The organism is Stenotrophomonas rhizophila (assembly GCF_003651185.1).
Classification (GTDB): Bacteria; Pseudomonadota; Gammaproteobacteria; order Xanthomonadales; family Xanthomonadaceae; genus Stenotrophomonas; species Stenotrophomonas maltophilia_Z.
Map to the genome: position 1 here is coordinate 347,210 of NZ_RCDC01000006.1, position 19,031 is coordinate 366,240.

At 67.6% G+C, this 19,031-nt stretch carries 16 protein-coding genes and 1 riboswitch; of the genes, 10 read left to right on the plus strand and 6 right to left on the minus strand.

The window, feature by feature from the left end:
- Positions 1–106: 106 nt before the first annotated feature.
- From BCL79_RS15680 to BCL79_RS15695, 4 genes are read left to right on the plus strand one after another with little or no spacing between them, the layout of a single operon-like run.
- Positions 107–1,027 carry an alpha/beta fold hydrolase gene (locus BCL79_RS15680; protein WP_121042722.1) on the plus strand — a complete coding sequence of 307 codons (921 nt, stop codon included), beginning with the start codon at positions 107–109 and terminating at the stop codon, positions 1,025–1,027.
- 20 nt (positions 1,028–1,047) lie between these two features.
- Positions 1,048–2,118, plus strand: a complete 1,071-nt coding sequence (locus tag BCL79_RS15685) for a sensor histidine kinase (RefSeq protein ID WP_259462197.1) — start codon at positions 1,048–1,050, stop codon at positions 2,116–2,118.
- Positions 2,115–2,855 (plus strand): LytR/AlgR family response regulator transcription factor, encoded by a 741-nt coding sequence (locus BCL79_RS15690; RefSeq protein ID WP_121042726.1) that lies wholly within the window; start codon positions 2,115–2,117, stop codon positions 2,853–2,855. The genes BCL79_RS15685 and BCL79_RS15690 overlap by 4 nt, the downstream gene beginning before the upstream one ends.
- A gap of 54 nt (positions 2,856–2,909) precedes the next feature.
- Positions 2,910–3,467 (plus strand): DUF3228 family protein, encoded by a 558-nt coding sequence (locus tag BCL79_RS15695; RefSeq protein ID WP_121042728.1) that lies wholly within the window; start codon positions 2,910–2,912, stop codon positions 3,465–3,467.
- A gap of 131 nt (positions 3,468–3,598) precedes the next feature.
- Here the strand turns inward: BCL79_RS15695 and ybaK are convergent, their stop codons facing one another.
- On the minus strand, positions 3,599–4,072 hold the full coding sequence (gene ybaK, locus BCL79_RS15700; protein WP_121042730.1) for a Cys-tRNA(Pro) deacylase: 474 nt from the start codon (positions 4,070–4,072) through the stop codon (positions 3,599–3,601).
- Between the two features lie 17 nt (positions 4,073–4,089).
- On the opposite strand from ybaK, the gene BCL79_RS15705 reads away from it, so the two are divergent.
- On the plus strand, positions 4,090–4,992 hold the full coding sequence (locus BCL79_RS15705; RefSeq protein ID WP_147433915.1) for a tetratricopeptide repeat protein: 903 nt from the start codon (positions 4,090–4,092) through the stop codon (positions 4,990–4,992).
- Positions 4,993–5,068: 76 nt separating this feature from the next.
- On the opposite strand, the gene ahcY is transcribed toward BCL79_RS15705, so the two are convergent.
- Entirely contained in the window at positions 5,069–6,514 is a 1,446-nt protein-coding gene (ahcY, locus tag BCL79_RS15710; RefSeq protein ID WP_121042734.1) for an adenosylhomocysteinase, read from the minus strand.
- 35 nt (positions 6,515–6,549) lie between these two features.
- A riboswitch (S-adenosyl-L-homocysteine riboswitch) is annotated at positions 6,550–6,639 on the minus strand.
- Positions 6,640–6,765: 126 nt separating this feature from the next.
- Between ahcY and BCL79_RS15715 the strand changes: the two genes are divergently transcribed.
- A complete protein-coding gene (locus BCL79_RS15715) occupies positions 6,766–9,300 on the plus strand; it encodes an alpha/beta hydrolase family protein (RefSeq protein ID WP_121042736.1) in 2,535 nt (844 codons plus the stop codon).
- Positions 9,301–9,458: 158 nt separating this feature from the next.
- Entirely contained in the window at positions 9,459–12,170 is a 2,712-nt protein-coding gene (gene ppc, locus BCL79_RS15720) for a phosphoenolpyruvate carboxylase (protein ID WP_121042738.1), read from the plus strand.
- 112 nt (positions 12,171–12,282) lie between these two features.
- On the opposite strand, the gene BCL79_RS15725 is transcribed toward ppc, so the two are convergent.
- Together BCL79_RS15725 and metK are read right to left on the minus strand one after the other, a co-directional pair.
- Entirely contained in the window at positions 12,283–12,801 is a 519-nt protein-coding gene (locus tag BCL79_RS15725) for an acyl-CoA thioesterase (RefSeq protein WP_121042740.1), read from the minus strand.
- Between the two features lie 262 nt (positions 12,802–13,063).
- Entirely contained in the window at positions 13,064–14,275 is a 1,212-nt protein-coding gene (gene metK, locus BCL79_RS15730) for a methionine adenosyltransferase (protein WP_019182462.1), read from the minus strand.
- A 328-nt stretch (positions 14,276–14,603) separates the two neighbouring features.
- On the opposite strand from metK, the gene BCL79_RS15735 reads away from it, so the two are divergent.
- The 3 genes from BCL79_RS15735 to BCL79_RS15745 are packed head-to-tail and all read left to right on the plus strand — an operon-like array spanning position 14,604 to position 17,008.
- On the plus strand, positions 14,604–15,446 hold the full coding sequence (locus BCL79_RS15735; RefSeq protein ID WP_121042742.1) for a UDP-2,3-diacylglucosamine diphosphatase: 843 nt from the start codon (positions 14,604–14,606) through the stop codon (positions 15,444–15,446).
- A 48-nt stretch (positions 15,447–15,494) separates the two neighbouring features.
- Positions 15,495–16,571 (plus strand): metal-dependent hydrolase, encoded by a 1,077-nt coding sequence (locus tag BCL79_RS15740; RefSeq protein WP_121042744.1) that lies wholly within the window; start codon positions 15,495–15,497, stop codon positions 16,569–16,571.
- Complete coding sequence (locus BCL79_RS15745; RefSeq protein WP_121042746.1) at positions 16,568–17,008, plus strand: hypothetical protein; 441 nt, start codon at positions 16,568–16,570, stop codon at positions 17,006–17,008. The genes BCL79_RS15740 and BCL79_RS15745 overlap by 4 nt, the downstream gene beginning before the upstream one ends.
- An 8-nt stretch (positions 17,009–17,016) precedes the next feature.
- Here the strand turns inward: BCL79_RS15745 and BCL79_RS15750 are convergent, their stop codons facing one another.
- On the minus strand, positions 17,017–17,844 hold the full coding sequence (locus BCL79_RS15750) for a methyltransferase domain-containing protein (RefSeq protein ID WP_121042748.1): 828 nt from the start codon (positions 17,842–17,844) through the stop codon (positions 17,017–17,019).
- 9 nt (positions 17,845–17,853) lie between these two features.
- On the minus strand, positions 17,854–18,846 hold the full coding sequence (dusB, locus tag BCL79_RS15755; RefSeq protein ID WP_121042867.1) for a tRNA dihydrouridine synthase DusB: 993 nt from the start codon (positions 18,844–18,846) through the stop codon (positions 17,854–17,856).
- Positions 18,847–19,031: the final 185 nt, after the last annotated feature.

Sequence of the window (19,031 nt, forward strand, 5' to 3'; positions counted from 1 at the left end):
CCGCCGCTGCCGACCGCTCATCGCCGGTCTGCGGCCGCTGCTCATGTAATTGCCCCTGCCGCGTCGACCCGCGCCACGCTTCATGCTCACCCAGCAGGAGCCTGCCATGTCGACCGTCCGTCCCCGCCGCATCTACTCCATCGCCCCGTTGGCTGCGCTTGCGCTGACCGCATGGGCCACCTTGGTCAGCCCCGCCCATGCGGGCACCGGGCGCTTCCAGGATCTGCAGGTCGAGGTGAGCGGCAGCGGCCGGCCGGTGCTGATGATCCCGGGCCTCAACAGCGGTGCCGACGTCTGGCGCGAGACCTGCGCCGCGCTGCAGCCGCAGGTGCAATGCCACCTGATCCAGCTGCCGGGCTTTGCCGGTGCGCCTGCGGTGGCCAGCGATGACTTTCTGAGCGCCATGCGCGATCGCCTGCTGGCCTACAGTGCGGACCGCAAGCTCGATCATCCGGCCGTGATCGGCCATAGCCTCGGTGGTGTGCTGGCGCTGCAGATGGCGATCGCGGCGCCGCAGAAGGTCGGGCCACTGGTGATCGTCGATGCCTTGCCGTACTTCGGCGCGGTCCAGAATCCGGCCGCGACACCGGCCACGCTCACGCCGATGGCAGAGCAGATGCGGGCCGGCATGCTTGCCGCCGACGCCACGCGGTACGCGGCGCAGACCGACGCGGCGGTCGCCAACATGGCGCACGCCCCCGAGCATGTTGCGACCTTGAAGCAGTGGGGACGCGACAGCGATCGCGCCACCACCGCCAACGCGATGTACTCCATGACGATGACCGACCTGCGCCAGCCGATCGCCGGCATCACGGCCCCGGTGCTGGTGCTGGGCGCGTGGGCAGCCTATCAGCCGTTCGGTGCGACCGAAGCCAGTACGCGGCAGGTATTCGCCACCCAGTACGCCGCGCTGCCCGGTGTGCGGATCGAAATGAGCCGCGCGGGCTACCACTTCCTGATGTGGGATGATCCGCGCTGGCTGCAGACGCAGATCCGGGGCTTCCTCGAGCTGCCTGCAGCGCCCTGATCGAGACCGGCGTGGAGACGATGAGCGAGAAGCGGGCAGCACGCGATACCGGTTTCTGGTGGCGCAACAGCGCGGTCTGGTTGGCCTACCTTGGCGTGAGCCTGCTGCTGGGGTTCACCTACGGCGGGCACTGGTCCGGCATCGTCCTGATCTCTGTGATGGTGTCGCTTTCCCTGTGGGTGGGCAGCGCGGTCATCCGCGGCTATGCGCTGCGGCATGACTGGTTGCAGCGCGATCTGCTGGGATTGACGTGGCGGCTGCTGCTCGCGGTGGTGATCGTGGCGGTGGCCACCCAGGTGCTCACCGCCGCCGCGCTGTTGCCCGCGTTGGCCTGGGACTGGGTGCAGCTGCCGGGACAGCGCGCAAACTATCGCCCGGCCGCTGTCTTCGGCTACTGGTTCAATACCGCCATCGTGCTGAGCGTGTGGTGCGCGCTGTGGACCGGCCGCCGCGCGCTGCAGCGTGCCCGGCACAGCGAGATGGCGCAGCTGCGCGCCGAAGCGCAGCGGGCGACGCTGGAGCATCAGGCGCTGCGTGCGCGGCTCAATCCCCATTTCGTGTTCAATGCGCTCAACAACCTGCGTGCACTGATCAATGAAGACCCGGCGCGTGCGCGCGACATGGTCACCCATCTATCCAGTACGCTGCGCCACGCCCTGGTGCATACCGACGGGGGCTGGGTCACCTTGGCCGAGGAGTGGCGCGTGGTGCAGGACTACCTGGCGGTGGAAGCGATCCACTACGAAGACCGCCTGCGGGTGCACACCGACATCGAGCCGGCCGCGCTGTCCGCGCGGTTGCCGCCGATGGCACTGCAGCTGCTGGTGGAGAATGCGATCAAGCACGGCATCGCAGTCCATCCCGGCGGCGGCGAGCTGACGATCCGCGTGCGCCTCGATGGTGGCTGGCTGCGGGTGGCGGTGGACAATCCGGCCGCGCACGACGCCACCAGCGAAGGCCACGGCATCGGGCTGGCCTATCTGCGCGCGCAGCTGGGCAGCGACGCGGCGCCCTCTTCATCCAGCCGGGGCACGTTCCTGCTGGAGCGTCAGGGCGAGCGCATGCTGGCCCGCCTGGAGGTGCAGCAATGAGTGCTTCACTTCGCGTGTTGATCGTGGATGACGCGCGACTGGCGCGCCGCGAGCTGCGCACCCTGCTGGCGGCGATCCCGTGGGTGGCGTGTGTCGGCGAGGCCGACGACGTGCCCGCGGCACGCGAGGCGATCCTGCGCGAACAGCCCGATCTGGTGTTGCTCGATGTGCAGATGCCCTCGGGCGAGGGCTTCGATGTGCTCGACGGACTGGAGACGGTGCCGATGGTGGTGTTCGTCACCGCTTACGACCAGTACGCGGTGCGCGCCTTCGAAACCAACGCGCTCGACTACCTGGTCAAGCCGGTGGAGGCAGGCCGCCTGCAGGCGGCGCTGGAACGCGGTCGGGAGCGCCTCTCGGCACCGGCCGCCCCCGCTGCGACGGACAGCGTGCGCGATGCGCTGGGTGCCGAGGATCAGGTGTTCCTGCGCGATGGGGAGCGCTGCTGGTTCGTGGCGCTCGGGGAGATCCGCAAGGTCGTCGTCGACGGCAACTACGCGCGGCTGTGGTTCCGCGACCAGAACGCGGTGCTGGCGCGCAGCCTCAGCACGCTGGAGGCACGGCTGTCGCCGGCGCTGTTCTTCCGCGCCAACCGCAACACCCTGGTCAACCTGCGTCGCGTGCGTGCGATCGAGCCCTCGCTGAGTGACGGATATGACTTGACCCTCGATGATGGCAGCCAGGTGGAGGTCTCGCGGCGGCAGGCCCGCGAGCTGCGTGAGCGGCTGGCGCTGTAGGGCGCGTGCCGCACGCGTTACCCTGTGTGGGATCTCCGCCGCCTGATTGTGCCCATGTCCATCGTCCTCACTGCGTTCGCCCGGCCCCGACTGTTTCCCCGCGTGCCGCGCGGCAACACCATCCAGGACTGTAGCGCCGAGCAGTTCGAACAGCACCTCAACACGCATGCGCCGTTCAAGGTGCTCGATGGCTACGCGCCCTTCTGCAAACTGCATGTGTACGAAAACTGGACCTCCACGCGCTGCCTGACCGTACCGATCACGGAGGCCAACCGTCACCAGCTGCGCAGTGGTTATGAAGCGCGCAACCGCGAGGAACTGCCGGTGCTGGTGCGCTGGTTTGAAGGCGTGGAATCGCCGCGCGCGAACTACCTGGTGGTGATCCTGTACAGCGCCGGGCAGTTGGCCAAAGAGGGCTCCCCCATCGATGCGGAGTGGGGCATCGTCGGCTGCATCTACACCGCCGAGCCGGAGGAAGTGCCGATGGCCCCGATCACCATGATGCGCAACGCGCTGGGGGTGGAAGAGGGTGGCTCCGGCGTGCCGCTGGATCGCGAGGCGTATCAGCGCGCGGTGGCGTTCTGGGACCGCAACGCCAATTGGCGGCCCTGAGGCGCTGGAGCCGCAGCGATGGCACGTTGATCGAAGACGACGGGGTAGTGCCGGCCGCTGGCCGGCTCTTCAGTCTGTCTGACGCATGAGGCAAGCGTCACGGGGAGCCGGCCAGCGGCCGGCACTACCGGTCAACGGGCTTTGCCGATGCTTGCGTAGCTGCCGCCGGTGAGCTGCATCAGATCGGCCGGTGCCAGCGCCACCTCCAGCCCACGCCGCCCGGCACTGACGTGCACGGTCGGCAGCATCTGCGCGCTCGCCTCCAGGAAGGTGCGGTGCTTCTTTTTCTGCCCCAGCGGGCTGATCCCCCCGACCAGGTAACCGGTCGCGCGCTGCGCCGCCTCGGCGTTGGCCATCTCGCACTTCCGGCAGCCGGCCGCTGCGGCGAGTGCCTTGAGGTCCAGGGTGCCGCTCACCGGCACGATCGCCACCAGCAGCTCGTGCTTCTCGGTGCTTGCCAGCAGTGTCTTGAACACCTGCGCCGGATCCAGCCCGAGCTGCTCTACTGCCTCGCCACCATAGGACGTGGCGGTGGCGTCATGGTGGTAGGACAGCACGCTGTGCGCGATGCCGAGCGTCTTGAGCAGGTTGATGGCAGGGGTCATGGCGGCATCGTAGCCCGGTGCGGACCGGCTGCCTTGACCGAGGCTACTGCGGTCGCTGCGATAATGGCGGCGTTCCCGTCTGGAAAGATCCCATGCGCCTCTCTGGCCAATTCAACGCGCTCAGCTTCGACAGCGATGTGGCGCGCGGACCGTATCCCCCTCAGGGGTTTGTGTCGATCGCGGAAGGCGCGCTCGGCAATGGCGATTGTTTCGGGCTGTATTGGCCGTTGGGGCGTGAGGGATATGCGCCCTTCGTCTGCGAGATGTTCCATGACGAATGGCGTATGGAACTGCGCCATTCCTCGGTACAGGTGTTTTCGCGCTGGCTGGAGCTGAACGAAGGCGAGTATGGCGAGCATGAGGTCGAAGATCCCGGTTCGCCAACCGGGCAGTTGGAGCAGGCGCGCGCGCAGGTGCTCGCAGGGCAGGTCGAGCAGGCGATTGAACTGCTGCGCGCAGCATGCACCGCCTTCCCGGAGCTTCAGCAGGGCTGGGCGCTGCTGGCAAGCCAGTACATGCGGCAGGGGCAGCGCGATGCGGCGATCGATGCGGCACGTTCGGCGGTGCTGGCCAACTGGGCGTTTGGCATTCCCGAGGCCGGCGTGCTGCGCATCCTGCGCGCTGCCCCGGCCAGCACTGACCCGGTGATCGCGATGGTGCAGCGGATGGGCTTCGCTTTCGGCGGCGCCAAGACCAATCCGGATTACGCGCTGATGCAGGCCTGCATCGACGAATGCTGGGCTGCCGGTGACACCCTGACGGCGCTGCGACTATCGCAGAACCGCTGCTACGTGCTTGCTGGCGAAACGGTCTCTTTTCAGCAACGGGAGGGGTTCATGCTGTCGCGCTGGCAAGCGGACTTCGCCGGGCAGTGCCAGGCTGTCCTCAACGACGACCGCAGGGGTTTCAGCCAGGACTGAAGGGCATCGCGCCACAAAAAAAACGGGCGCCTTCCGGCGCCCGTCTGTTTTCAACGCAACTGGACCGGCATGCCGATCAGTAGCGGTAATGCTCCGGCTTGAACGGACCTTCCACCGGCACGCCGATGTAATCGGCCTGTTCCTGGCTCAGGGTGGTCAGCTTCACGCCGATCTTTTCCAGATGCAGGCGCGCCACTTCTTCGTCCAGCTTCTTCGGCAGCAGGTACACCTTCTTCTCGTAGCTGTCCTTGTTCGCCCACAGGTCGATCTGTGCGAGCGTCTGGTTGGCGAACGAGTTGGACATCACGAAGCTCGGGTGGCCGGTGGCGCAGCCCAGGTTGACCAGACGGCCGTCGGCCAGCAGGAAGATCGCATTGCCGTTGTCGAAGATGTACTTGTCGACCTGCGGCTTGATGTTGATCTTCTGCACGCCGGCCAGCGCGTTCAGCGCATCGACCTGGATCTCGTTGTCGAAGTGGCCGATGTTGCAGACGATGGCCTGGTCCTTCATCGCGCTCAGGTGCTCGATGCGGATGATGTCCTTGTTGCCGGTGGTGGTGACGTAGATGTCGCCACGGCCCAGGGTGGATTCCAGGGTGTTGACCTCGAAGCCTTCCATCGCGGCCTGCAGGGCGCAGATCGGATCGATCTCGGTGACCACGACGCGCGCGCCGTAAGCGCGCAGCGAAGCGGCGCAGCCCTTGCCCACGTCACCGTAGCCGCAGACCACGGCGACCTTGCCGGCCAGCATCACGTCCATCGCGCGCTTGAGGCCATCGGCCAGCGACTCGCGGCAGCCGTACAGGTTGTCGAACTTGCTCTTGGTGACCGAGTCGTTGACGTTGATCGCCGGGATCAGCAGGGTGCCGGCCTGGGCCAGCTGGTACAGGCGGTGCACGCCGGTGGTGGTCTCTTCGGAGACGCCCTTCCAGTCCTTGACCACACGGGCCCAGTAACCCGGGCGCTCGGTGGCTACGCGCTTGAGCAGGTTCTTGATGACCTGCTCTTCGTGCGAGGCGGCCTTTTCATCGACCCAGGTGCTGCCGTTTTCGAGCTCATAGCCCTTGTGGATCAGCAGGGTCACGTCGCCGCCGTCGTCCACCACCAGCTCCGGGCCGGTCAGGGTGCCGTCGGGCAGGGTGAAGGTCAGCGCGTCCAGGGTGCAGTCCCAGTACTCTTCCAGGGTCTCGCCCTTCCAGGCGAACACCGGGGTGCCCGAGGCGGCGATCGCCGCAGCCGCGTGGTCCTGGGTCGAGAAGATGTTGCACGAGGCCCAGCGCACGTCGGCGCCGATGTCCTTCAGGGTCTCGATCAGCACCGCGGTCTGGATGGTCATGTGCAGCGAGCCGGTCACGCGCACGCCCCTCAGCGGCAGGGTGGCGGCGTGCTTGCGACGGATCGACATCAGGCCCGGCATTTCATGCTCGGCGATGTCCAGCTCCTTGCGGCCCCAATCGGCCAGGGAGATATCGGCAATCTTGTAATCGCCTTCGGTGGAGAAGGTCTTGGCAACAGCGTTCATTCAAAGCTCCGGTGTAATGACGAGTCGATACTCGTGTTCGCCGGGCGCCGTTGGAACCAATCCTGGCCACCGAGCCTGGCCGCCCCCGGACAAGGTCCGGCACGGTCGCAGCGCCCCTCGGTGGAGGGTCACCCATTATATCGTGGCCAGTTGCATTGGCATGAATCGGTCCCTGCCCCCAACCATCGGCAGGGGGGCGATCGGCGCGCGGCTGTTAAGGTCGGGGGTTCGTATCAGCACAGGCACAAAACATGACACGCACCCCCGGTCGACGCGCTCCACAGTGGCGCCATACCTTGATCCTCGGCCTGGCCCTGCTGGCGGTGCCGCCGTTGGCGCTGGCCGCCGCCCCGGCCGCGAAGACCACTGCGCCGACCGTGGCTGCCGCCAAGGGCGATCAGGGCGGCTACCAGCTGCCTTCGCCGGCCCTGCAGGCTGTTGTCGATGCACCGCGTGCCCCGACCCTGAGCCTGTCCCCGCGCCGTGATCTGGCCGCGCTGCTGCAGACGCCGCCGCTGCCGTCGATTGGCGACGTCGCCCAGCCCGAACTGAAGCTGGCCGGCCTGCGCATCAACCCGGCCACGCATTCGGCCAGCCGCTTCAGCTTCGCCGACAAGCTGTGGCTGATGAGCGTGGCCGATGGCAAGGAGCGCCAGATCAGCGGGCTGCCGCAGCCGTTGTCGATCGCCACCTTTGCCTGGTCGCCGGACCAGAAGTACATCGCCTTCAATCAGGTGCACGCGGCCACCCACACCAATGAACTGTGGATCGTTGATGTCGACGCCGGTTCGGCGCGCCGCCTGGTCGGTGATCTGAACACGGTGATGGGCGATGGCTACAGCTGGCAGCCCGACAGCCGTGGCCTGCTGGTGATGCAGCAGCTCAAGGGCCAGGGTGCGGCACCGGCTGCTGGCGGCATTCCGACCGGCCCGGCGATCCAGCAGACCGAGGCCGACGCCGGTGTGCGCACGATCCGCACCTACCAGGACATGCTCAAGAACGAGGCCGATGCCCGCCTCTTCGACTACTACGCCAGCGCGCAGCCGGCCAAGGTCGCGCTCAACAGCATGACCACGCCGCTGTCCACCGGTGGGGTGTACTGGGATGTCACCCTCTCCCCGGATGGCCGTTACCTGCTGAGCGAGCGGGTGGTGCGTCCGTACTCCTACCTGGTGCCCGCCAGCGCGTTCGCGCGTCGCATTGAAGTGCTGTCCGCGGTGGACGGCAAGCTCGAACACACCGTCGCCGACCTGCCGCTGAAGGAAGGCCTGCCGACCGGCAACGATGCGGTGGCCACCGGCGTGCGCCGGATCGACTGGCGCGCCGATGCCCCGGCGACCCTGGTCTGGGCCGAAGCCCAGGATGGCGGCGACCCGAACCGCGAGGCCAAGGTGCGCGACGCGGTGCTGATGCAGGCGGCCCCGTTCGATAAGCCGCCGGTCACGCTGGCGCAGCTGGGCAGCCGTTATGCGGGCATCCAGTGGGGCCGTGGCGATCTGGCGCTGCTCAACGAATCGTGGTGGAAGAACCGCGAGGTCAAGCAGTGGCGGATCGCGCCTGACCAGCCGGAGAAGGCGGCCGAGCTGTTGTCGGCGCGTTCCTCGCAGGACCGCTACAACGACCCGGGCCGCCCGGGCCTGGTGCGCGACGTCAACGGTCGCTCGCGCCTGCAGGTCAGCGCAGATGGCCGCAGCATCTTCCTGTACGGGCTGGGCGCCTCGCCGGAAGGCGACCGTCCGTTCGTGGATCGCCTTGATCTGGACAGCAAGCAGACCACCCGCCTGTTCCACTCGCAGGCGCCGTCCTACGCCGCGCCGGTGGCGCTGCTCGACCAGGAAGGCACCTCGCTGCTGTTGACCCGCGAGTCGCCCGATGAGCCGGCCAACTTCTACGTGCAGTCGCTGGCCGATGCCACCGCCGCCCCGACGGCGTTGACCCACTTCCAGCACCCGCTGCCGCAGCTGCGTGGGGTGAGCAAGGAGCAGATCCGCTACAAGCGCAACGATGGCGTCGACCTGACGGCCACGCTGATGCTGCCGCCGGGCTACAACGCGAAGAAGGACGGTCCGTTGCCGCTGCTGATGTGGGCCTACCCGGGCGAGTTCAAGACCGCCGAAGCGGCCAGCCAGGTCACCGATTCCCCGTACCGCTTCAACGCGATCAGCTACTGGGGCCCGCAGGCGTTCCTGGCCAAGGGCTACGCGGTGCTGGTCAGCCCCTCGATGCCGATCATCGGCGAGGGTGACAAGGAGCCGAACGACACCTACCTGCCGCAGCTGATCGCCAATGCCGAGGCGGCCGTGAATGAAGTAGTGCGGCGTGGCGTGACCGATCGTGAGCACATCGCGATCGGCGGCCACTCCTACGGTGCGTTCATGACCGCCAACCTGCTCGCGCATACCCGCCTGTTCAAGGCCGGCATCGCGCGCAGCGGTGCGTACAACCGCACGCTGACCCCGTTCGGCTTCCAGGCCGAAGAGCGCAACTACTGGCAGGCGCAGGACGTCTACCAGAAGATGTCGCCGTTCAACTACGCCGACAAGATCAAGGACCCGATCCTCTTCATCCACGGCGTGGACGACAACAACTCCGGCACGTTCCCGATCCAGAGCGAGCGCATGTTCGCCGCGGTGAAGGGGCTGGGCGGTACCTCGCGCCTGGTGATGCTGCCCAATGAATCGCATGCTTACCGTGCACGCGAATCGATCATGACCATGCTGGCCGAGAGCGAGCGCTGGCTGGAGCAGACCGTCGGTCCGGGCAAGCCGATCAAGAAGCAGCGCTGAGGCGGGAGGTACCGGCCGTTGGCCGGTACGGGAAAGGATGGGGAGTGCCGGCCGTTGGCGGCCGGCACTACCAGATGTAACTATTTGCGCGACGCAGCAATGACCCCATTGTGGGTTAGGCTTGAGCGGATTCCGTTCCCGAGGCCAGTGCGTCGCAGATGAACGAGTACCGTAGCAGCATCGTTTTTGCCACTCCCGATATTCCCCTGCGTGACGATGTACGCCGACTCGGCGCACTGGTCGGCGACCTGCTCGCCGAGCAGGTCTCCACGCAGTTTTTCGATGATGTGGAACAGGTGCGTACGCGCGCCATCGCCCGCCGCGAAAGCGACGCCCCGCTGTCCGATCTCAACGATGCCCTGACCGGCCTGCCGCCGGCGCGCGCCGAAGCGATGGTGCGTGCCTTCAGCACCTACTTCCAGGTGGTGAACATCGCCGAGCGCGTGCACCGCATCCGCCGCCGCCGCGACTACCAGCGTGCCGGTACGGCCACGCCGCAGCCGGATGGCCTGCAGGACGCACTGGTCAAGCTCAAAGCGCAGGGCGTGACCCTGGCCGAGTTGGCGCAGTGGCTGCCGCGCATCGATATCGAGCCGGTGTTCACCGCGCATCCGACCGAAGCGGTCCGCCGCGCGCTGCTGGAAAAAGAGCAGTTGATGGTCGCCAGCCTGGTCGACAACCTGGACGGCCAGCGCACGCCGGGTGAAGCCGCCGCCGACGCGGCGCGTTTCCGCATGGCCCTGACGGCGTCGTGGCAGACCACCGATTCCTCGCCCGTGCGCCCCACCGTGGACGACGAGCGGGAGCATGTCGGCTTCTATCTGATGCAGGTGCTGTACCGGGTGATTCCGGTGCTGTACGAATCGCTGCAGCAGGCGCTGCTGGATACGTATGGCGAAGAACTGCCGCTGCCACGCCTGCTGCGCTTCGGCACGTGGGTGGGCGGCGACATGGACGGCAATCCGAACGTCGATGCCGGCACCATCCGCAATACGCTCGATGCGCAGCGCCAGGCCGTGCTCGGCCGCTACCAGAAAGACCTGCTGCAGCTGGCCAGTCTGCTCAGCCAGTCCACCGAACGAGTCGCGGTCAGCGATGAGCTGCAGGCGCGCGTGGATCATTACAAGGCATTGCTGCCCAAGGTCACCTCGCGGCCGCGTCACGCCGATATGCCCTATCGCCTGCTCAACGACCGCATGCGCGCACGCGTGCAGGCGACGATGGAGGACGCGGACGGTGCGTATGCATCGCCACAGGAACTGACCGACGACATCGAGCTGATCCTGCGCAGCCTGCACGACAACAAGGGCGACCATGCCGGCGGTTTCGCGGTGCGTCGCCTGTTGTGGCGGGTACGCACCTTCGGCTTCCACCTGGCGCGGTTGGATGTGCGCCAGGAGTCCAGCGTGCACGGCCGGGCGCTGGCCAGCGTGCTGGATGGGCAGGAGGCCTGGGACGGCGCTGATGCGGTCACCCGCGCGGCGCGCCTGGCCCCGTTCGCCAGTGGCGAGCAGGCGCTGCCCGCGAGCAACGAAGAAGGCGGCGAACGGCTGGATGCAGTGTTCGCGGCGCTGGCCGATGCCCGTCACCGGCACGGCGCCGACGCGTTGGGCAGCTACATCATCTCGATGGCGCATGACCGCAGCGATGTGCTCGCCGTGCTTGCACTGGCGCGGCGCGGTGGCCTGGTGGATGACGCCGGCGCGGTGCCGCTGGACATCGCGCCGCTGTTCGAAACGGTGGACGATCTCAAGCGCGGTACCGACACCCTGCGCGATCTGCTGGCCGACCCGGTCTACCGCACCCATCTGGCCTCGCGCGGCGATGTGCAGATGGTGATGCTCGGCTATTCGGACAGTGGCAAGGACGGTGGTATCGCGGCCTCGCGCTGGGGCCTGCAACGTGCCCAGGTGGAACTGCTGGATGTGGCCGCCGAGAACGACATCCGGCTGACCTTCTTCCACGGCCGTGGCGGCTCGATCAGCCGCGGCGGCGGCAAGACCACGCACGCCGTGGATGCCTCGCCGCGTGGCAGCATCGACGGCCGTCTGCGCGTGACCGAGCAGGGCGAAGTGATCCATCGCAAGTACGGCATCCGTGCACTGGCGCTGCGCTCGCTGGAACAGTCCACCGGTGCGGTGCTGCGCTCCAGCCTGCGCCCGCGCGCAGCGGAACCGCGCGAGGAACAGTGGCGCCCGGTGATGGACCTGGTCGCGCAGAAGAGTTCGGAGGCGTACCGCGCCTTCGTCGGCCAGAAAGACTTCATGCAGTACTTCCGCCTGGCCACGCCCATCGACGTGATCGAGCGGATGACCTTGGGCTCACGCCCTTCGCGCCGTCTGGGCGAGGATGCCGCACTGACCAACCTGCGCGCGATTCCGTGGGTGTTCGCGTGGAGCCAGGCGCGGGCCGTGATCCCGGGCTGGTATGGCGTCGGCAGTGGCCTGCAGGCGGCGATCGACGCTGGTCACGAAGGCCTCCTGAAAGAGATGGCGCGCGACTGGCCGTTCTTCAGCACCTTCCTGGACGACATCGCGATGGTGCTGTCCAAGGGCGACCTGACCATCGCCGAACAGTTCTCGCAGCTGTCCGGTGCGTTGCATGGCCGCTTCTTCCCGCAGATCCAGGGCGAGCTCGAGCTCACCTCGCAGTGGATCCTGGCGTTGACCGGGCAGGATGAACTGCTGCAGCACGATCAGCGCCTGGCACTGTCGATCCGCCTGCGTAACCCCTACATCGATCCGATCAGCGTGTTGCAGGTGGACCTGCTGCGCCGCTGGCGTGAAAGCGGGGGCGAAGACGATGACGTACTGCGCGCGCTGGTGGCGTGTGTGAACGGTGTTTCTCAGGGCGTACAGAACACCGGGTAGGCCATGACGGGGTAGTGCCGGCCGCTGGCTGGCAGCGCGCGCCATCTGGCAGGTATCGACCCACGGTCGATACCTGCCCGGCAGGCCATGACCGTGGGTCATGGCGCAGGGTTCAGACCTGCTCGACCAGATCGCCCGGTGCGGGCGGATTGGATGCCAGCAGCTCCAGGTGGCGCTGCTCCATCTCCTCGCGCAGCTGGCGGCGGATCAACGCGGCGGCATGCCGGCGGCGTTCGTCGGCAGTTTCCAGCACCAATGGCGGCACCGGGGTCGGCTTGCCGTCGTCATCCACCGCGACCATGGTGAAGAAGCAGCTGTTGGCGTGGCGCACGCTGCGCTTGAGGATGTCCTCGGCCACCACCTTGACCCCGATTTCCATCGAGGAGGTGCCGGTGTAGTTCACCGAGGCCAGGAAGGTGACCAGCTCGCCGACCGCGATCGGCTGGCGGAACATCACCTGGTCCACCGACAGGGTGACCACGTAGCTGCCGGCATAGCGGCTGGCGCACGCGTAGGCGACCTGGTCGAGCAGGCGCAGCACCGCGCCGCCGTGCACCTTGCCGGAGAAATTGGCCATGTCCGGCGACATCAGCACCGTCATGGACAGCTGGTTGGATTTGAATTCGGGCATGGGGGGAGTGTAGCGGGCGATGGCAGGCCCGGTAGTGCCGGCCGCTGGCCGGCAGGCTGAAACGACGACGGGCCGCTATCGCGGCCCGTCGTTGCTTCTTCGATAGTTGCCGCGCTGCGCGCGGCCAGCCGGCCAGCGGCCGGCACTACCTACAAAGCGGCCAGCCGGCCAGCGGCCGGCACTACCTACAAAGCGGCCAGCCGGCCAGCGGCCGGCACTACCTACAAAGTGAAAGGGCCGCTTTCGCGGCCCTTTCGAGGTCTTACTTCAGCTTCGCATCCGCGCGCAGGGCGGCGGCGCGATCGGTCTTCTCCCAAGAGAAGGCGGTCGCGTTGACCTGTTCGCCAGCACCGTTGGTGTAGCTGAACTCCTTGGCCTTGCGGCCGAAGTGGCCGTAGGCCGCAGTCTGCTGGTACATCGGGTGGATCAGGTCCAGCATCTGGATGATGCCGTACGGGCGCAGGTCGAAATGCTTGCGGATCAGCTTCTCGATCTTGTCATCGCTGATCTTGCCGGTGCCGAAGGTGGTGACCGAGATCGAGGTCGGCTCGGCCACGCCGATGGCGTAGGAGACCTGCACTTCGCAACGGTCGGCCAGGCCGGCGGCAACGACGTTCTTGGCGACGTAACGGGCCGCGTAAGCCGCCGAACGGTCGACCTTGGACGGATCCTTGCCCGAGAACGCGCCACCACCGTGACGGGCCCAGCCGCCGTAGGTGTCGACGATGATCTTGCGGCCGGTCAGGCCACAGTCGCCCACCGGGCCGCCGATCTCGAACTTGCCGGTCGGGTTGATGTGGAACTTGGTGCCCTTGTGCAGCCACTTGGCCGGCAGCACCGGCTTGATGATCTCTTCGCGGACGGCCTCGATGAGGTCCTTCTGCTTCACGCCCGGGGCGTGCTGGGTCGACAGCACCACCGCGTCGATGGCCGAGACGGCGCCGTTTTCATAGCGCAGGGTGACCTGGCTCTTGGCATCCGGACGCAGCCAGGACAGCGGCGAGTTCTTCTTCTTGCGGATCTTGGCCTGCTGCTCGACCAGACGGTGCGACAGGTGGATCGCGGCCGGCATGTAGCTGTCGGTCTCGTTGGTGGCATAACCGAACATCAGGCCCTGGTCGCCAGCGCCCATTTCTTCGGGCTTCTTGCGGTCCACGCCCTGGGCGATGTGCGGCGACTGCTTGCCGATCAGGTTCAACACGCCGCAGGTCGCGCCGTCGAAGCCGACGTCGGAGCTGTCGTAGCCGATGTCCAGGATCACCTTGCGGGTCAAGGCTTCCAGGTCGATCCAGGCGCTGGTGGTGATTTCACCGGCGACGATGGCCACGCCAGTCTTGACCATGGTTTCGCAGGCCACGCGCGCACGCTTGTCCTGGGTCAGGATCGCGTCCAGCACCGCATCGGAGATCTGGTCGGCAATCTTGTCCGGATGGCCTTCGGAGACCGATTCGGAGGTGAACAGGTAGCTGGACATCAGGCGTAATATCCTTTGATTCGGATGGAAAGATGGCCGCGAATGATACACGGCAAGTCGCGCACTTGCATTGTGCGTCAGCACGGGTTGCCCGTGGTTAAGCCCGCGTGCCCGTCGCAGGGCCCTGTGTGACGGGATTGGGGCCCAGCGTCGCCGCCCAGTGCTCCACGGGCGTGACAAATGGCCTGCAGCCAACGCCGATGCGCCGGCGCCCGGATGCTCGCGAGGCCGGAGTCGTGTCACCGGCCCGTCGTCAAACCGCCATCGGGCTGTCGCCGGGGCCGTGCAGGCTTCGGCGCATCCGGCCGCCGGACCTGAGGAGCACGCCATGCACGCATTCGAGCAGCGCGACGCGCGGGAGGCTGCCACGCGGCCCGTGACGACCCTGGCGCCCCATCGGCGGGCCGTCTTCCTGTCTGACGTGCACCTGGGCTCACGCCACTGCCATGCCGCCGAACTGGCCCGGTTCCTGGCCGAGCTGCGCTGCGAACGCCTGTATCTGGTGGGCGACATCATCGACCTGTGGTGGATGGCGCACCGCCGGGCCGCCTGGCGGCCGGCCCACAGCGAGGTGATCCAGGCGCTGCACGCGCTGCAGCGCACCGGCACCGAGATCATCTACATCCCGGGCAACCACGATGCCTCGCTGCGCAAGGTCTGCGGGCTGATGCTGCCGGCCATGCAGGTGCGTCGGCGGGCGATCCACGTGACCGCGGACGGGCGCCGGCTGCTGGTCGTGCACGGCGATGACTACGACGGTGTCACCCACTTCGGAGGTCTGCAGGAGAAGTTCGGGGACTGGCTGTACTACCGCATCCTCACCGGCAACCACCTGCTCAACGCCGCGCGACGACGGCTCGGCCAGCGCTACTGGTCGCTCTCCGAATTCCTCAAGAAGCGCAGCGGCGCGGCCGAGCGTTACATCGAACGTTTCGTCCAGGCCGGGCTTGCGGATGTGCGGCGGCGTGGACTGGACGGGATCGTCTGCGGGCATATCCACCGCGCCGCGCTGGTCGAACGCGACGGGCTGATCTATGCCAACGACGGCGACTGGGTGGAAAGCCTGACCGCGTTGGCCGAAGAGCCGGATGGGAGCCTGCGGCTGCTGGATCACACCGGGCAGACCCTGGCGGCGCTTCCCGGCAGCGCCGCACTGGCCAGAGCGGCCTGAGCAGAAGGGCAGAGGCGCAGGGCCAGTCCCGGCTGCTAGCATCGGCCGATGGACTCCTTTACCCAGATCGTTCTCGGCGGCGCGGTCGCCGCCGCCATCGCCCCGGCCGGCCATCGCCGCGCTGCCCTGTTGGCCGGTGCCGCACTCGGCACCCTGCCGGACCTGGATGCGCTGGTCTTGGCCGTCACGGCTGCCGATCCCGTGGCGCTGATGGTCGAGCACCGCAGCTACAGCCACTCGCTGCTGGTGCTGCCGTGGGTGGCCGCGCTGATCTGGTGGCTGTTCAAACGGTTCGGTCACGGCCGCGTGGCGCAGGCGCCGGGGCGCTGGTTCTGGGCGATGCTGCTGGCGCTGATCACCCATCCGCTGCTGGATGCCTTCACCGTTTACGGCACCCAGCTGTGGTGGCCGTTCACCCCGCACCCGACGATGTGGGCCAGCGTCTTCATCATCGACCCGCTGTACACCGTGTGGCTGCTGCTCGCCTGCGCAGTGGCGTGGTTCGCGCGGGCGCGCCCGCTGGCGCAGAAGGCACTGGTGGCCGGGCTGGTGCTCAGCAGTGGCTACCTGGGCTGGTCGTTGCTGGCCAAGCACACCGTCGATCGCGAAGCCGACCGCGCACTGGCGGCGATGGGGCTGGGCGATGCGCCGCGCTTCTCGGTGGCGATGCCGTTCAACACGCTGCTCTGGCAGGTGGTGGCGATGACGCCCAACGGCTACGTGATCGGCGAGCGTTCGCTGATCGCCGACCACGGCCCGATGACCTTCGAGGGCCATCCCTCCCATGTGCAGGCCCTGCGCCAGGCGGCTGAGCTGCCGGCCGTGCAGCGGCTGAACTGGTTCAACCGCGGCTTCATGCGTGCCCAGGTGGTCGATGGCGAACTGCGGCTCAGCGATCTGCGCATGGGCCTGGAGCCGGAGTACACCTTCACCTTCGCGGTTGCGCGGGCCGAGGGCGAGGGCTGGGCCGCGATCACACCGCGACAGCTGCGCCCGGCGTATGAAGGGGAGCAGGGCAGGACGATGCTGAAGCGCCGGTTCGCGGCCCTGTGGCAGCGCATCTGGCATGCGCCGCCGGGCACCGACGTGATGGCACCGAAGGCAGGTTGGACGGAGGCACCGTGACCGAGCGGTTCGACATGGAAATCAATGGCACGCGCTACACCCGGCTGGCCGATGTGCCGCCGGAGTATCGCGCGCTGCTGCTGGAGCTGGCGCCGGGCCGCTCCGCCGAGCAGCCGGCGGTGCCGTTGCGCGAGATCCTGCACAAGGCCAAGGCGCAGCCGGACCGCGCGCGCCAGCAGCAGGTGCTGCTGGACGAGCTGCGCAAGGTCGATCCCGAGCGCGCGCGGCGCATGCAGAACAAGATCACCGAACGCAGCCAGCGGCCGGCCACCGGTACCCTGGAAGTGGGCAACACACCCACCGCACGCCCGCGCGAAGGCGCCCGCAACACCGCCGGTGGCAGCACGGTGGCCCCGGGGGATCGGGGCGGACTGGGTATCTGGGTGTTGCTGGCGGCAGCGGTCGTGGTGACCCTGGTCGCCTGGGCAACGCGCTAGCGCCGCGATCAATACACCGTTGCACGGGCCTGCACGAAGGAGAAGAAGAACACCGCGTTCGGGTCGTTCTGGACCAGGCTGAATTCGCGGCGCATGCCGTCCACCGTTTCCTGGTCGACCAGGCCGGCCTCCAGCAACGGATCGGCGGCCGACAACAGCAGCTGCTCCCAGAACGCGATCATGGTCTTGCGACGGGCCGGTTCGCGGTTGTCCAGGTGGATGGTCTTGATCTCGGTGTGCACATCGCGGAAGCCACCGGCCAGCAGCAGATTGCCGAGCTTGGCGCCGACGAACGGATCGCCACCGTGGTCGTACTGGAAATCGTTGAAGGCCATCCAGTAGCGCCAGATATGCGGCGAGTACGGGTCGAGCAGGAACGAGGCATTCATCACTTCGGTGACGTACACCGGCGAACCCGGCACCAGCACGCGGCGCACTTCGTTGAGCACCCGCGCCGGTGACGGCACATGCTCCAGCACCCAGCACAGGAAGGCCGAATCGAACTCGCGCGCGCCGAACGGCAGGTTGCCGGCATCGGCCTGCAGCAGCGTGTAGCGCTCGCGGCACCATGGCGTCCTGGCCAGGTTGGTGGCGGCGGTGGCCAGCTGCGCCTCGCTCAGGTCCACGCCGGTGACGTGCAGCTCCGGGAACCGCCGCAGCAGGATGTCCGTCTGTGCGCCCACGCCGCTGCCGACTTCCAGCAGGCGCGTGGCACCGCCGTAATCGATGCCGCTGAAGATGCTCGATTCGAACAGGCGCGACTGGGTGACCAGGCGGTGCTGCTCGGTATCGGAGAAGCCGTGGAGATAGGTCGGTGCAGTGATGGGCGGGGTCATGGCGAAGGCTCAGGCAGCGGACGACAACGATTCGCCGGCGGCGAGGGCGTCGAAATATTCGGTGGTCAGGGCGACCTGGCTGGCGGCATCCTCGGCGCGATTGACCACCGCACGGAAGGCGGCGTTTTCCGGCCGGTCCTTGGCGTACCAGCCCAGGTGCTTGCGCGCGATGCGCACGCCCTGCTGCTCGCCATAGAAATCATGCAGCGCATGCAGGTGGCCCAGCAGCAGATCGCGTACCTCGGCGACCGACGGCGGCGCCAGCAGCGCGCCGGTGGCCAGGTAATGCGCCACCTCGCGGAAGATCCACGGGCGGCCCTGCGCGGCGCGGCCGATCATCACCGCATCCACGCCGGTCTGCTTGAGCACCTGCGCGGCCTTCTGCGGCGAATCGATGTCGCCGTTGGCGATCACCGGAATGCGCAGCGCCGCCTTGATCGCGGCGATGGTCTCGTACTCGGCGGTGCCGGTGTAATGCTGGTCGCGGGTACGGCCGTGCACGGCCAGCGCGGCGATGCCGCTGTCTTCGGCGATGCGGGCGATCCGCGGGCCATTGCGGTGGTCGCAGTCCCAGCCGGTGCGGATCTTCAGGGTGACTGGCACGTCCACCGCGTTGACCACCGCGGTCAGGATGCGCGCGACCAGATCCTCATCGCGCATCAGCGCCGAACCTGCCCAGGCGTTGCACACCTTCTTGGCCGGGCAGCCCATGTTGATGTCGATGATCTGCGCGCCGTGGTCCACGTTGTAGCGCGCCGCCTCGGCCAGCTGCTGCGGCTCGGTACCGGCGATCTGCACGCTGATCGGGTCCGGTTCGCCGGCATGGTCCATGCGGTGGAGCGATTTGCGGGTGTTCCAGAAGCGCGGATCGGAGATGGTCATCTCCGAGGCAGCCAAGCCTGCACCCAGCTGTTTGCACAGCAGGCGGAAGGGCTTGTCGGTGACACCGGCCATCGGCGCCAGCACCACGTTGGGCTGGATGTTGTAGGGGCCAATCTGCATGCGCCCATTGTAGAGCGCTGCGCCGGTGCCGGCCGCCCCCACCGCGCGCCTGTTCAGGCCGATCCGGAAGGGCCTGATGCGCACCGGTCATGAGCATATGCTTGACGATTGCTTCCGTCGTCCCCAGCGGCGGCGGATGCTGGCCGGTTACCGGTAGCGCCGGCCGCTGGCCGCTGGCCGGCCAT

Excerpts from the sequence above, each read along its gene's own strand:
- BCL79_RS15680 (WP_121042722.1), top strand. The coding sequence starts at position 107 with ATGTCGACCGTCCGTCCCCGCCGCATCTACTCCATCGCCCCGTTGGCT.
- BCL79_RS15685 (WP_259462197.1), top strand. The coding sequence starts at position 1,048 with ATGAGCGAGAAGCGGGCAGCACGCGATACCGGTTTCTGGTGGCGCAAC.
- BCL79_RS15690 (WP_121042726.1), top strand. The coding sequence starts at position 2,115 with ATGAGTGCTTCACTTCGCGTGTTGATCGTGGATGACGCGCGACTGGCG.
- BCL79_RS15695 (WP_121042728.1), top strand. The coding sequence starts at position 2,910 with ATGTCCATCGTCCTCACTGCGTTCGCCCGGCCCCGACTGTTTCCCCGC.
- ybaK (WP_121042730.1), bottom strand. The coding sequence starts at position 4,072 with ATGACCCCTGCCATCAACCTGCTCAAGACGCTCGGCATCGCGCACAGC.
- ahcY (WP_121042734.1), bottom strand. The coding sequence starts at position 6,514 with ATGAACGCTGTTGCCAAGACCTTCTCCACCGAAGGCGATTACAAGATT.
- BCL79_RS15715 (WP_121042736.1), top strand. The coding sequence starts at position 6,766 with ATGACACGCACCCCCGGTCGACGCGCTCCACAGTGGCGCCATACCTTG.
- ppc (WP_121042738.1), top strand. The coding sequence starts at position 9,459 with ATGAACGAGTACCGTAGCAGCATCGTTTTTGCCACTCCCGATATTCCC.
- BCL79_RS15725 (WP_121042740.1), bottom strand. The coding sequence starts at position 12,801 with ATGCCCGAATTCAAATCCAACCAGCTGTCCATGACGGTGCTGATGTCG.
- metK (WP_019182462.1), bottom strand. The coding sequence starts at position 14,275 with ATGTCCAGCTACCTGTTCACCTCCGAATCGGTCTCCGAAGGCCATCCG.
- BCL79_RS15735 (WP_121042742.1), top strand. The coding sequence starts at position 14,604 with ATGCACGCATTCGAGCAGCGCGACGCGCGGGAGGCTGCCACGCGGCCC.
- BCL79_RS15740 (WP_121042744.1), top strand. The coding sequence starts at position 15,495 with ATGGACTCCTTTACCCAGATCGTTCTCGGCGGCGCGGTCGCCGCCGCC.
- BCL79_RS15750 (WP_121042748.1), bottom strand. The coding sequence starts at position 17,844 with ATGACCCCGCCCATCACTGCACCGACCTATCTCCACGGCTTCTCCGAT.
- dusB (WP_121042867.1), bottom strand. The coding sequence starts at position 18,846 with ATGCAGATTGGCCCCTACAACATCCAGCCCAACGTGGTGCTGGCGCCG.